Origin of the sequence: Microcoleus sp. N3A4 (assembly GCF_036701805.1) — a bacterium.
Lineage (GTDB): Bacteria > Cyanobacteriota > Cyanobacteriia > Cyanobacteriales > Microcoleaceae > Microcoleus.
Map to the genome: position 1 here is coordinate 41319 of NZ_JAUBRJ010000007.1, position 12794 is coordinate 54112.

The following is a 12794-nucleotide window of genomic DNA, read 5'->3' on the forward strand; positions in this document are numbered from 1 at the left end:
AGGACACAGAGAAAGAGAAGAGAGAGATAATAATTCCGATGTCAACGGATTTGATATTAGTAGTCGTTCGGCGAAGCTGCAAATCGACAGCGAAGCAAAAAATTTTTTCAGCTTAACTCGCGAAGGCGTTTTTCGAGAAAACGACGCTCTGGTTCCTGTTTCACGATCGCCAGCGCCTTTTGGTAGGATTCTCTAGCATCAGCCGTTCTGCCCAGCCGCCGACACAAATCGGCTCGCGCGGAGTGTGCCAGATGGTAGTCTGCCAAATCGCCGCGCGCTAATATGTGGTCGATCGATTGCAGTCCCGCTAAGGGGCCATCACGCATTGCCACTGCCACCGCCCGATTTAAGGCAACAACCGGCGACGGCTCTAATTGCACGAGCAGGTCGTATAAGCCCACAATCTGCGCCCAGTCCGTTGCAGCAGCACTCTGGGCCTCTGAATGCACGGCTGAGATCGCAGCCTGAAGCGTGTACGAACCAAACCGTCCCGATGATAGCGATTGCTGCACCAGTAACCTGCCTTCAGAAATTTGTGCTTGATTCCAGAGCGATCGATCTTGGTCTTCTAGAAGGATAAGGTCGCCTGTGGAGGAAGTGCGGGCGGTGCGCCGCGATTCTTGCAGCAGCATCAGCGCCAGGAGTCCAATCACCTCAGAGTCTGGCAACAGTTCCATTACCAGCCGTCCCAAACGGATCGCTTCCTCAGCGAGGTCGGCCCGCGTCAGCGATCGGCCAGATGAGGCCGCGTACCCTTCGTTAAACACCAGGTAGATCGTTTGAAGCACGGTGTCCAATCGATCGGGCAAATCGGTTTTCGACGGCACTTGATAAGGAATGCGTGCGTCGCGGATCTTCGCCTTGGCCCGCACGATCCGCTGCGCCAACGTGGGGGGAGCAATCAGGAAGGCGCTGGCAATTTCCTCGGTACTGAGTCCGCAGACTTCCCGCAGCGTCAACGCCACCTGAGCTTCTGGCGACAGGGCCGGATGACAGCAAGTGAAAATCAAGCGCAGGCGATCGTCCTCAACGTCCTCGTCATCCTCGATTGTGGTGTCACTCGGATCGAGTTGTTGAGCGAGTTCTGCCAAGTGCGTATCAAAGCGGGCGCGACGGCGGATGGTGTCGATCGCTTTAAAGCGACCCGTAGATACAAGCCACGATCGCGGGTTAGCGGGAATGCCGTCGCGGGGCCATTGCGCTACAGCCGCAGCGAAGGCTTCGTGCATCGCCTCTTGGGCGCGATCGAAGTCACCCAGGAGTCGGATCAGGGTAGCTAAAACGCGACGCGACTCGGATCGGTACACAGCTTCCACCTGCTGACGGATTTGATTGGCTGCTGTCTCATTCATAAAGCCATCACAAAACAAACATATATTATCGGCCGTGCCGCCGAGTACGATGCTCCCATTGCGCCCGTGCAATCCGCCAATCGACCTCGCTCCAACCGCGATCGGACATCCATGAGGACCCTGGGCGGGTAGCAACCACTTCTGCTCCTATCCACTGGGCCAACCGAGCGATCCGGGTATTTGCACTCACGGTAGACCCGGAGATCGCCTTCAGATCGAGTTCCGCGAACCCAAAGTCGAGCAGCGCACGCCCCACCTCGATCGCGTAGGCATATCGCCCCCAATAGGCTGGTGCCAGTTCGAGACCAAATTCCATCTCGCCAGTTTCGCACAACTCTCCCCGCAGTCCGCAGCAACCGACAAGCGCGTAAGGTTCATGTCGTTGTACGATCGCCAGTTGGTAATTGAGTCGAGGGCTAGCGATTGCCCAGGCCTGAAACATCTCGAATAGACGTGCGGCACGGTCGGGACTAGAGCGATCGGGTTCGTAAAATGTCAGGTTGCGCGGATCGGCTTGATAGTCCAAGAATGGCGATCGGTCGGAATCTACAAAGTCACGCAGCAGAAATCTTTTGGTTACAATCTTTATCATAACTTACAACTTTAATTATGGGCAATTAAACAAACATCATATTCTGCCAAATCTTAATAGTTTTGTCACTGCTGCCGCTAGCCAAAAACTCTCCTTCCGGGCTAAAAATAACAGAATAGACTGAGTTATTATGACCCGCAATATTACAAATTTCTTGACCGTCTTTCACTCGCCAAATCTTGATAGTTTGATTGCTGCTGCTAGCCAGAATCTCGCCATCTGGAATAAAAGCAATAGAATCAACATACCAAGAATGTCCTGTGATCGTTAAAACTTCTTGCCAATCTTTGACCCACCAAATCTTAATAGTATTGTCGTGGCTGCCGCTAGCCAAAAACTCGCCATTTGGACTGAAAGCTATGCAGCGAACGGAGTCTGTATGACCTGTAAGTGTGCGAATTAGCTTCCCATCTTTAACGCGCCAAATTTTGACTGTTCTGTCCCAACTGCAACTAGCAAGAGTTTCGCCATCCGGGCTAAAAGCAACAAAATAAACTAAATTGGTGTGACCCGCAAGCGTGCGAATTTCTTGCCCGTCTTTGACTCGCCAAATCTTGATTGTTTTGTCCCAACTGCTGCTAGCAATCAGAATTCCATCGGGGCTGAAAGCTGCGCCGTAAACTGAGTTGCTGTGGCCGTTCAGGGTGCGGATTTCTTGTCCATCTTTCATCCGCCAAAGTTTGACAGTTTTGTCGTGGCTGCTGCTGGCTAGCATCAGTCCGTCGGGGCTGAAAGCTACTGTATAAACTGAGTTGGTATGACCTGCAAGAGTCACTATTTCTTGCCCGTCTTCTACTCGCCACAGTTTGATTGTTTTGTCATCGCTGCCGCTGGCTACAACTTCTCCGTTGGGGCTGAAAGCGACAGAGTAAATTAAGTTTTTGTGACCTGTGAGGGTGTGAAGACATTGCCAGTTATAGGTTTGCTGTTGGGGCTGGGTGGGAGTTTTTCCTGGTTTAACTAACTTGGAAAGTGTTTGGGGAATTGCTAGGTCGATCGCAACTTGGGGATTAATTTCTTTTAATACTTCAACAGCCGTTTGATAGCGGCGGTTGGTAGCATTTGCAATCATTTTGTCTAAAATTTTACCGAGTTCTTCACTCACCGGGTTGTTGGCCAAATACTGCCGCCAGATCCAGGCATCCTCGCCGGGATCGAATAGGTCAAAAGGGGAAACTTGAGTTAGCAAATACAAACAAGTTACGCCTAAACTGTACAAATCGCTGGTAAAAAATGCTTTGCCTCTGGCTTGTTCAGGGGCGATGTATTCGGGGCTGCCGATGCTGGTTCCTGTTTTGAGTAATGCTGTACCTGTGGCAATTTTGGCAGCGCCAAAGTCTACTAAAACTAATTGTTTGTCGGCGCGGCGGATGATGTTTCCGGGTTTGATGTCTCGGTGAATAACGTTGTGGGAATGGATGAAGTGAAGGACGGGTAATAAGCTATTGAGTAAGTCTTGTATTTGATTTTCTCTAAATGTGCCTTCTGTTTCTACAATTTGTGCTAAATTTTGCCCGTCGATAAATTCTTGCACTACATATTGTCGGCTGTCTTGGATGGAATAGGCTAATAGTTCGGGAATTTGAGGGTGTTTGCCCAATTCGTCTAATCGCATTGCTTCTTGTTCAAAAAGTTCGGCTGCTTTTTTGCTGTTGCGATTGCTTGCTGATGGGATGAGTTGGCTGTCTGCGGGTAAAAATTGTTTGATGACGCAGCGGGGTTTTGAGGGTTTGTCTTCGTCAACGGCGAGGAATGTTCTGCCAAAACCGCCTTGTCCGATCGCCTTTATCGCCCGGTAGCGATCGCGCAGCAGCAGTTTCGACCGGCAATTTTTGCATAATTTGACTGCGGGGGGATTTTGTGGTTTGGAACAGTTAGGATTTAGACAGTAACTCATTCGATTTTAGATTTTAGATTTTGGATTTTAGATTTTATTTTTGGCTAGCCCGTACTTAGAACGATTTATCTAATTATTCGTAGGTTGGGTTGAGTGAAGCGAACCCTCCGTTTCACTCCGCCCAACTCTGTGGGTCTCTCTTGTTGGGTTTCGTTCCTCAACCCAACCTACAACTATATATGCCAGTTGCGTCAGTTCTGTTTTAGAAATTCCACATGACGGGGTTATCGTCTAAACAATCGGTGACAGTTCTCCCGATCGCGTCAATCTCTTTTAATTCCTCTTGACTCAATTTTACCTCAGCAGCTTTAGCATTTTCGGCTGCTTGTTCTCCGTCGCGCGCGCCGACAATTGCATTTGTTTGCGGCTGGGAAATCAACCAAGCTAAAGCTAAGTTTCCCAAGCTTGTCTGGTGGCGATCGGCAATTGGCCTGAGTTGATTTAATGCTGTTTGCACTCGGGCGTAATTTTCTTTGATAAACAGCTTATTTTTGGCGCGGTGATCGCCTTCTTCAAACTTGTGTTCGGGCCCAAATTTACCTGTCAATATTCCTTGAGCTAGAGATGAATAGGCAAGGATTGAGATATGATTGTCCGCACAATAGGACATAGAATCTTTTTCTACCCAGCGCCAAAACAGAGAATAGGGCGGTTGCAAGCTGTCGATGCGTCCGTATTGGGCTGCTTCTTCTATTTGGGCGCGGGAGAAGTTGGAAACGCCGATCGCCCGAATTTTTCCCTGTTCTTTTAACTTGTTCAGGGCGTCCATTGTTTCTGCAATTGGCACTAACTCGGAATTCCAAGTGCCAGCGGGCCAGTGGATTTGGTAAAGGTCGATATAATCGGTGTTGAGGTTTTTTAGCGATCGATCGCACGCTTCGACTAACAAATCGGGTTTCAAGTGGTTGGCAAAAACTTTGCTAGCATAACTACTTGCGATCGCACATCTGAAAGTGCTTGACCGATAATTTGTTCCGAATTCCCTTCTCCGTAAGCCTCAGCCGTATCAAAGGTGGTAATACCTGCCTCAAAAGCGGCCGCATTGCTTTGACAGTTTCAGCATCCTCAATTCCCACCCACATCCGCTTCCCAGCTTGCCAAGTCCCCATAATTATCGGGGTGATATAAATTTCCGAAGTGCCCAATTGCCGATTTTCCATATCTTCAACCCTGCTTTTTTTCACGATCATTTATTCGGACGCCATATAATTTTAGCAGAATCAAGTCGCTGTACTTGCTTGAAAGTACGGATTTTGTTACTATTGTTTTAACAATACTAATTTTCTATGAAATCAACTACTCGCGCACTGAAAGAATGGAATGTAGCAGTTAATGCTTTGGAACAAGGCAAAACGATTGTGCTGTTGCGAAAAGGGGGAATTAGCGAGCAAGCAGGACATTTCAATGTCGGTGACAAACAGGTTTTATTATATCCAACTTTTGAACACCAACAGCCGGATTTATTAAAACCGGAGTTTGCAGATAGAGTAAAAACTGTCGAATCTGGCTGGCATCCTGAAGTTATTAAAATTGGCAGTTGGGCGGAGATTACCGATGTTTTTTTGGTAGCTTGGGAACCTGCAATTACTGCGCTGTTTCCTTACCATATTTGGAATGATAAATTTGTAGGCGATCGCCTGAAATGGAAACAAAATCAGCCAATTTCTATTTTATTGCTGCGGACTTATCGTTTAGCAGAAACAGTAGAAATTCCGTACATTCCTGAATACGGCGGTTGCCGTTCTTGGATCGATTTGGCTAATCCTATTTTGCTGGAGGAAAGCAAGGCTGTTTTGAGCGATCGAGAGTACATTGAACGCTCAAATGCAATCCGCAATCTGATAGCAAATCCTGTGAATGATTCTGGTTCGCAGAGAGTGACAACGCTGACAGATGGCAGTCAGGATTTTAGTCCTGATTAAGAGTTTTTAATGTACTTTTCGAGAGGCGGGCTTCTACCAAACCCAGCCCAAAATCCGCAGCTAATGCCATCAAAGCTGCCGGAATTGCCCCAGCCAAAAGTAACTGATTGTTGACTGTAGCAACGCCGCGAAAAATAAACACCCCCAAGCCGCCAGCACCAATTGCAGCGGCAATTGTAGCGAGTCCGATCGCAATTACTGTGGCAACTCGCACGCCCGCCAGAATCACCCCCAGTGCCAGGGGAATTTCCACTTGCCATAACAGTTGCATATCAGTCATTCCCATGCCTGTTCCGGCTTCCGCAATCGCCGGATCGACGCCGACAATACCAGTATAAGTATTGCGGATAATTGGCAGTAAAGAGTAGAGAGTGAGGGCGATAATTGCCGTGCGATCGCCTATTCCACCCACTACCGGCACCGGAATTAACAAGCCAAACAAAGCTAAACTGGGAATTGTTTGCATAATATTCGCAAATCCCAAAATTGGCTTTTTCAACTTTGGTTTTCTCGTGACTAAAATCCCGAGGGGAATCCCCACAATAATAGCGATAAAAATTGCAACTGTTACTAAATATAAGTGTTCGACCGCGCGCTGAATTATCTGGGCGCCATAGCGGTTGATAAAATTTATCATCGGGTTATTGGTTATTCCTAATTGCTGTCAATCTTATAAATCATTTTCCATTTCAGGACTTGGTTCACCAGGATAGAAGCGAAAGTCCAGAATGTCCTCTAAGCTATAAAGGCAGTTTTGAGGAAATGTTTTGAGAGGTAAATCGGTTTCTCCTACTGCCAAATCTCTACCGTTTTGATAAGCTTCTTGGAAAGCTTCTTGCAAGTAAGGTTTCAGACTTGGGTTATCCTGTATCAGTCTCTGAGTGTCCCGCCGCTGCACTCGAATTGTAGACAGCCAGCTACGACTGCGCTGCTGGGGCTGATATTGCCACTTCAGCAAATGTCCCAGCAAAATGCTCAAACGATTTCTAAGTTCTTGACGTTCCTGTTTGCCCAAAGATTCAATCTCCTCAATTAAATTTGGCAAGTCAAGTTGACTCCACTGACACTTGCGAAGTAACTTGGCTTGTTCTTGCGTCCAAGCATAGAAGTCTGTCTCGTAAAGACTGTGCATCGTTTGATTATCAGCTTAGTTACTAAAACTATATTATCAAATTTTTGCTAAAATCATTCAAATCTAGCTACTTGCAAACAATCAATAAATGCGCGAGCTTCTGGATGCTGAGATTTCATAAAATCAGCGGGCGATGCCAATTCAACCAACCGTCCGTCTTGCATCAAACCTATTCTAGAAGCTAACAAAAAAGCTTCTTGAATGCCGTGAGTCACAAAAATCACAGTTTTGCCCAGTTGCTGCTGCAATTGACCGAATTCCCGCTGCAATTCCAGGCGAGTAATGGGGTCTAAAGCACCAAACGGTTCGTCCATTAATAGCATCGGAGGGTCAGCGGCCAGTGCTCTGGCGACGCCCACCCGCTGCCGCTGTCCGCCGGATAACTGATGGGGATAGCGTTTGGCGAAGTGCTGGGGGTCGAGGTTGACTAATTCTAACAGTTGGCGGACGCGAGATTGAATGCGATCGCCCTCCCAACCTTCCAATTTCGGCACTAAACCGATGTTTTGCTCGACGGTAAAATGGGGAAACAAACCGATTTCTTGAATCACATAGCCAATTTTTCGGCGCAGTTGAATTGCGTTCCACTGAGTTGTTGGTTTTCCCATGACAAGAACTTCGCCGCTGCTTGGCGTCAGTAAATTGTTAATCAATTTCATGGTGGTAGTTTTGCCACTGCCGCTGCGTCCCAGCAATACTAAAACTTCTCCTTGCAGCACTTTAAAATTGAGTTTGTCTACTAAATGCCTGCGGTTGAGGCGATATGTAACGTCGAGACATTCGACAGCAACTTCATTATTGAGAGGCATGATTAGTTTCGGTGATTTTGGTTTTAATAAATCGTCAATTGGCTAGCGTCGCGGGACAATCCAAAATCTAAAATCTAAAATCTAAAATCTAAAATTGTCTTGGTTTTGCCATTCTAGCAACAATGCTCGACATTGGAGGCAAGTTAATTTTTTGAGCAAGTCGCGAATTCCGTCTGGGGTTGCAGGATATGCAGCACCGATATGTTCGGGGTTTAGTGTTGCTGTAGGGTGCAATTCTGCAACAAAACCGTAGAGTTTTTGATTGGAGAATGAGCTGTTTATTGCCCACCCAATGGTGTTGATCGGTTCGATGCGGGCGATCGCACTTTCTGTCACGCCTAATTCTTTCTTGATTATAGCTGGAACTGCCGCTGCTGGCGTGGCTTCGGCTTCTACGCGACCCCCTGGAAAATCCAGGGTTGCTTCCGCTACGCCGGGGCGATACATCGGTGGGGGAAACAGCAATTTGTCAGCTTGAATGGTCAAGATTACAACTGAATCTGCTCTTTCTACTCGCCAATATTCTACTGTTTGTCCTTCGGTTGTTTCAAGATGTTCGGCGATTAGTTTTACCCAATGAGAATTGATTTCTACAAACCGATCTAGAGTTTTCCACTGGGATTTTGCAGTTTGGTTCATGTCGGAATTTTTGAAATAAATCAGATGTTGTTTGCTATGGTAGTCGATCGTTGCCGAACCCAACAATAAAAAATCGTCCTTTTCAGCTTTGAGCCAGTTTTTTGCTCTCGATTGTAAATTTTTGCTACAACGCTACACATTTGCTTAGAGAATTCCGTAGCATAGAATACAGAATAAATTTTATCTGCGCCTTCGCTCTGCGTTGTTGCCAGCCCGCCCTGGTGCAGACTCTTAGCTCAAAAGGAGTTGTTATGAAACTGCAAACAGATATTCGTACTTGGCAATCGCAACCAACGCCAGCAAGCGCCACGAGTGTCCGCGACTGGGAAAAATTGGGCTGCGCCGTACCTGCACCAAAATTGGCTCCTTCTACTTGGGTCAAATTGTTCAATCCGCCAACAGCATTCAGCTTTGACGAAGCGTGGCTGTTGTGTGAATGTTCGGAGGAACAGTGGCTAGCTTGGATTCCTGATTATGGGGAAATTTTGCTGAGTACACATGAATTTTGTGCTACTTAATCGTGAATTACGCAGACAAACTTTCATAAACTGGGTGTTAAAATCCATATCCCTCGGGTTCCACGGGATATTGTGGAAAAAAGCTGGTTTCTGCGTAATTATGTCGTTTGCAGTGAGGAATGCAAGTCCTCAAAGTTTGATAAGGACTTGCATTCCTTACTGCAAACCCATTTTATGATGTCGTTCCAGCGGACATCATATAAGTCCTAATAGATATTAATTCAAATTTCGGCAACAAAATTTTGCCAACAAAAAGAGCAATAGGTTTTCTATTGCTCTTTTTGTTCAAAAATACTCTCTAGTTTTTGTCTTCAGACAGCGGAAGTTATATCAAGTGCGATCGATTGACCGCAATATCGCCGCGGTGAGGGGTTTACTGTATCGATGCTTGCATTGGAGATATGGGTGAACCCGCCCCACGGCAATTACGGTCAATTGAGCAGCCGTGATATTGCTGGCTTATTTGCAAACTGCACGGTTATTTGCGTTTCGGACAATCGTGCCTACTTTGCCATTAATCTGAATCGGGTTCTTGGTGCTGGCTCGAATCAAGCGGGGCTGTTTTGCCAGACATTCTCTGATTGATTGTGACCAGGAGGTGAGAGCTGCGGTGTATTCTGTACGAGTCGCTGGCGCGCGAAACTGATCGGTAATTAGGTGATCTGTGGTGATGCTAGTGTCAGTAGCAACATTGATAATAATTGGAAAGTCAAAGGCTTTGGGCAAGGTTCTCTCAGCTCTTTTGCCCGGTAGCAACTGGTAGTTCATCGAGCCACCCTTGTAGTCAATACCTGCTTGAGGGCTTGTTGGAGGGCTTGTTTGAGCGAAGGCAGGAACGGGCAGGCTTGCTACCAAAACGGTGCAGCAACTCCAAAATAATTTCGATTTCATCCGATTCATCTCCTCAACTTTATGACGATTAGCATTAATTAGGTAGGCTCAAAAGACACTAGCTTTTATTGAGAAAGCGCCTGATGGTATTGAGCTTTTGAGTTTGAGTTTAACCTACCTAATTTATTACCAAACATCTTCAAAAATGTTAAAACTGGTTTGCCTGACCAACTGTAGAATAGTTTCATTTGAGTTAGACATTTACACATCTGAAGTTGTTACAGCATTGGGGAGTCGGTTTTACCAGAATGATTCATTTTCGATCGATGTCATTGGAACTTTATCAAATTTTGTCTCAGATATCAAGTTTTGCCGATCGCGTATCACGTTTTAACACTGGTTTGCGGCTCGATCGAGGTTTGAGTGTTGCGGGCTATACCAGGGCGAGAAAGATGCTACAGTGCATCGATGGGCGTTTGAGTATTTTCAGGCGACAATAGACAGAGAAGGGGCTTGAAAATAGGTGATTTTAGTGGAAGATAGTAATTTTATCGACGTATCGGACATTATGGGTGTTCCCGCGGCTCCGGCGGGGTACAAATCTGGCTTTGTGGGTATAGTCGGACGCCCGAATGTCGGCAAATCAACGCTGATGAATCAGTTGGTGGGGCAGAAAATTGCGATTACTTCGCCGGTGTCTCAGACGACTCGCAACAGGCTGCGGGGCATCCTGACGACACCGGAAGCACAAATTATTTTTGTCGATACTCCGGGAATTCACAAGCCGCACCACCAATTGGGTAAGGTTTTGGTGCAGAATGCCCGCACGGCGATTCAGTCTGTGGATGTGGTGCTGTTTGTGGTGGATGGTTCGGTAGAATCGGGAGGGGGCGATCGATATATTGTGGAAATTCTCAGCAATACCAAAATTCCGGTGATTTTGGGGATGAATAAGTTGGACGAACAACCGTCGGATTCTGTGTTGATCGATCGAACTTACGAGCAAATTGTCAATCCTGAGTGGCCGGTGGTGAAATTTTCGGCTCTCACGGGCGAGGGTGTCGAGCCGCTGCAACAATTGTTAATCGAACATTTGGAGGTTGGGCCTTATTATTATCCGCCAGATTTGGTGACTGACCAGCCGGAACGCTTTATTATGGGCGAATTGATTCGGGAACAGATTTTGCTGCTGACGCGGGAAGAAGTGCCGCATTCCGTAGCAATCGCGATCGACATTGTTCAAGAAGAAGCGAAAATTACGCGCATTCTGGCGACAATTCACGTCGAACGGGATTCCCAAAAAGGCATTTTAATCGGTAAAAGCGGCAGTATGCTCAAGTCGATCGGCAGTGCGGCCCGGGAACAGATTCAAAAGTTAATTGAAGGCAAAGTATATTTGGAGTTATTTGTCAAGGTGCAGCCGAAATGGCGGCAGTCCCGCACTCGTTTGGCCGAATTGGGCTATCGGGTAGAAGAATAAAACTTTATCTGTTGGCAGTTTCCCTCTCTTAATCCTGATGTGCTCAGAAGCAGAGTTGAGAACTTCATCGAAACCACCAAGGAGGAGTGTATGTCGTTAACAGGTATAGCCAAGGAAACATTACAGATTCTAGAAAAAGGCGAGTTCATTTCAAAGCACGGCCATGTTATTAATTTTGCTACCGAGCAGAAGCTGGCAGAGAAAAATACTAAGTTGTATCGACCCGAAAAAGTTGAAAATTTATTGCAAAATACGCAATGTGATGCGAAACAGAGTCTTTTGGTGGAAGTTACCGATGAGACCACTCAAGTAGCCGCCTACCGTTTGGTAAAATGTGAAGGTTGCCGCGATCTCGTACTCCTAAACTATGCCTCCGCTCGAAATCCTGGCGGCGGATTTATTAATGGTGCAAAAGCACAAGAAGAAGATTTGGCTCGCTGTTCCGGGTTATATCCCTGTCAATTGACACAGCCCGAGTATTATGAAGCAAACCGATCGCAAAATTCTCTTCTTTACACCGATTACCTGATTTATTCTCCAAAAGTTCCTTGGTTTAGAATCCGCAGTCGTGAATTGCTCGATGATTATTTTTTAGCATCTGTTATTACTGCGCCCGCACCAAATGCAGGTCAAGTATTGCGTCGCGATCCCAATGCGCTTCCCGATATTGAAAAAGCATTGCGGCGACGTGCTGGATATGTACTTGCGGTGGCACAAGATAATGGACATCGATCGTTGTTACTCGGTGCATGGGGGTGTGGCGTGTTTTGCAACGATGCCAGTATGGTAGCAGATGCTTTTGGTCAGTGGCTTGAGAGTCCGCGATTTCATGGATGTTTCGATCGTGTAGTTTTTGGTATATACGATTCGGCTAAGAGTAAGGATACATTGAAGGCATTTAAAAATAGATTTAAGTAAAAGTATTGCATTCTCAGCCTCGCTGTCGTCAATGCCTCTAACAATCCCAACGCACGCCGACTTTCAGGAGGTCATCGGCTGGAGTTTGAGGTAGTTTTTAGCAGGCGATTGGGAGCGTTATCTCGCAAACACTGCCTGACCTTGGAGATGATTCGGAAGCTCGATCGACAGCTTTACCTACAGAAAATTGGTAGAATAAATAGATATGCTTCGATCGCGCACCCATGCAACAAGCTAGTAGATCCAATCTTTTCGCCAAACCTCAAACTAGGAGATTTTCAAAAATTCCAACTATCAACTACCGCAACCACATCACGATCGAAGCAAAAAAACGCGGTGGTAAGCCTTGTGTACGCGGCTTGTGAATTACGGTTTATGAAGTCCTTGACTACCGGGCTTCCGAGATGACTGAAGCAGAAATTCAAGGGCGATTTTCCCGATTTGACGCGAGAAGATTTAAAAGCCTGCATAGCTTATGCTGCTGACCGCGATCGTCGGTTTATTACCGAAAGCATCCAGGATAAAAGCCCCCGGATTCATCCGTCCAGAAATAAAAAACCTGTATCCGATAAAGGAGTCCCCGAATTGATCCGTGGGGTCAATGCTTCAATTCTAAAATCTAAAATCTAAAATCTAAAATCTAAAATCGATTGACCGATCCCTTATCCGCATGAAATTACTTTTTGATGAAAATTTGTCGCCCA

The 12794-nt window shown here is 46.5% G+C and carries 15 protein-coding genes and 1 pseudogene; 6 read left to right on the forward strand and 10 right to left on the reverse strand.

Features of this window, described 5'->3' with window-relative positions:
- Nucleotides 1–107: 107 nt before the first annotated feature.
- From QUA56_RS06085 to QUA56_RS36745, 5 genes are all read right to left on the reverse strand, one after another.
- Entirely contained in the window at nt 108–1352 is a 1245-nt protein-coding gene (locus QUA56_RS06085) for an RNA polymerase sigma factor (RefSeq protein WP_333354598.1), read from the reverse strand.
- Between the two features lie 25 nt (nt 1353–1377).
- Nucleotides 1378–1944: a GNAT family N-acetyltransferase gene (locus QUA56_RS06090; protein WP_333354601.1), complete on the reverse strand. Its 567-nt coding sequence runs from the start codon at nt 1942–1944 to the stop codon at nt 1378–1380.
- A gap of 25 nt (nt 1945–1969) precedes the next feature.
- Nucleotides 1970–3841: a serine/threonine-protein kinase gene (locus tag QUA56_RS06095; protein WP_333354604.1), complete on the reverse strand. Its 1872-nt coding sequence runs from the start codon at nt 3839–3841 to the stop codon at nt 1970–1972.
- Nucleotides 3842–4043: 202 nt separating this feature from the next.
- Nucleotides 4044–4742 carry an aldo/keto reductase gene (locus QUA56_RS06100; RefSeq protein WP_445242874.1) on the reverse strand — a complete coding sequence of 233 codons (699 nt, stop codon included), beginning with the start codon at nt 4740–4742 and terminating at the stop codon, nt 4044–4046.
- Entirely contained in the window at nt 4739–4861 is a 123-nt protein-coding gene (locus QUA56_RS36745) for an aldo/keto reductase (protein WP_445242876.1), read from the reverse strand. The genes QUA56_RS06100 and QUA56_RS36745 overlap by 4 nt, the downstream gene beginning before the upstream one ends.
- 266 nt (nt 4862–5127) lie before the next feature.
- On the opposite strand from QUA56_RS36745, the gene QUA56_RS06105 reads away from it, so the two are divergent.
- The gene (locus QUA56_RS06105; RefSeq protein ID WP_333354606.1) at nt 5128–5763 is read left to right on the forward strand and encodes a DUF1802 family protein; all 636 of its coding nucleotides are present in this window, start codon (nt 5128–5130) and stop codon (nt 5761–5763) included.
- Here QUA56_RS06105 and QUA56_RS06110 read toward each other — a convergent pair.
- The 4 genes from QUA56_RS06110 to QUA56_RS06125 form a co-directional block, all read right to left on the reverse strand.
- A complete protein-coding gene (locus QUA56_RS06110) occupies nt 5750–6400 on the reverse strand; it encodes an ABC transporter permease (protein ID WP_333354609.1) in 651 nt (216 codons plus the stop codon). The genes QUA56_RS06105 and QUA56_RS06110 overlap by 14 nt on opposite strands.
- 33 nt (nt 6401–6433) lie before the next feature.
- The gene (locus QUA56_RS06115) at nt 6434–6895 is read right to left on the reverse strand and encodes a DUF29 domain-containing protein (protein WP_333354611.1); all 462 of its coding nucleotides are present in this window, start codon (nt 6893–6895) and stop codon (nt 6434–6436) included.
- A gap of 53 nt (nt 6896–6948) precedes the next feature.
- Nucleotides 6949–7704, reverse strand: coding sequence for an ATP-binding cassette domain-containing protein (locus tag QUA56_RS06120; RefSeq protein WP_333354614.1), 756 nt, complete (start codon nt 7702–7704; stop codon nt 6949–6951).
- An 81-nt stretch (nt 7705–7785) separates the two neighbouring features.
- Entirely contained in the window at nt 7786–8343 is a 558-nt protein-coding gene (locus QUA56_RS06125) for an NUDIX hydrolase (RefSeq protein ID WP_333354617.1), read from the reverse strand.
- A gap of 251 nt (nt 8344–8594) precedes the next feature.
- On the opposite strand from QUA56_RS06125, the gene QUA56_RS06130 reads away from it, so the two are divergent.
- Nucleotides 8595–8861, forward strand: coding sequence for a hypothetical protein (locus tag QUA56_RS06130; RefSeq protein WP_333354620.1), 267 nt, complete (start codon nt 8595–8597; stop codon nt 8859–8861).
- Nucleotides 8862–9320: 459 nt separating this feature from the next.
- Here the strand turns inward: QUA56_RS06130 and QUA56_RS06135 are convergent, their stop codons facing one another.
- Nucleotides 9321–9752, reverse strand: coding sequence for a hypothetical protein (locus QUA56_RS06135; RefSeq protein WP_333354623.1), 432 nt, complete (start codon nt 9750–9752; stop codon nt 9321–9323).
- 266 nt (nt 9753–10018) lie between these two features.
- Between QUA56_RS06135 and QUA56_RS06140 the strand changes: the two genes are divergently transcribed.
- From QUA56_RS06140 to QUA56_RS06155, 4 genes and pseudogenes are all read left to right on the forward strand, one after another.
- Nucleotides 10019–10192 carry a hypothetical protein gene (locus tag QUA56_RS06140; protein ID WP_333032966.1) on the forward strand — a complete coding sequence of 58 codons (174 nt, stop codon included), beginning with the start codon at nt 10019–10021 and terminating at the stop codon, nt 10190–10192.
- Between the two features lie 68 nt (nt 10193–10260).
- Complete coding sequence (gene era / locus QUA56_RS06145) at nt 10261–11172, forward strand: GTPase Era (RefSeq protein WP_333354898.1); 912 nt, start codon at nt 10261–10263, stop codon at nt 11170–11172.
- Nucleotides 11173–11262: 90 nt separating this feature from the next.
- Nucleotides 11263–12090 carry a TIGR02452 family protein gene (locus QUA56_RS06150; RefSeq protein WP_333354627.1) on the forward strand — a complete coding sequence of 276 codons (828 nt, stop codon included), beginning with the start codon at nt 11263–11265 and terminating at the stop codon, nt 12088–12090.
- Between the two features lie 293 nt (nt 12091–12383).
- A pseudogene (locus QUA56_RS06155) lies at nt 12384–12606 on the forward strand (DUF433 domain-containing protein); the annotation flags it as partial.
- Nucleotides 12607–12794: the final 188 nt, after the last annotated feature.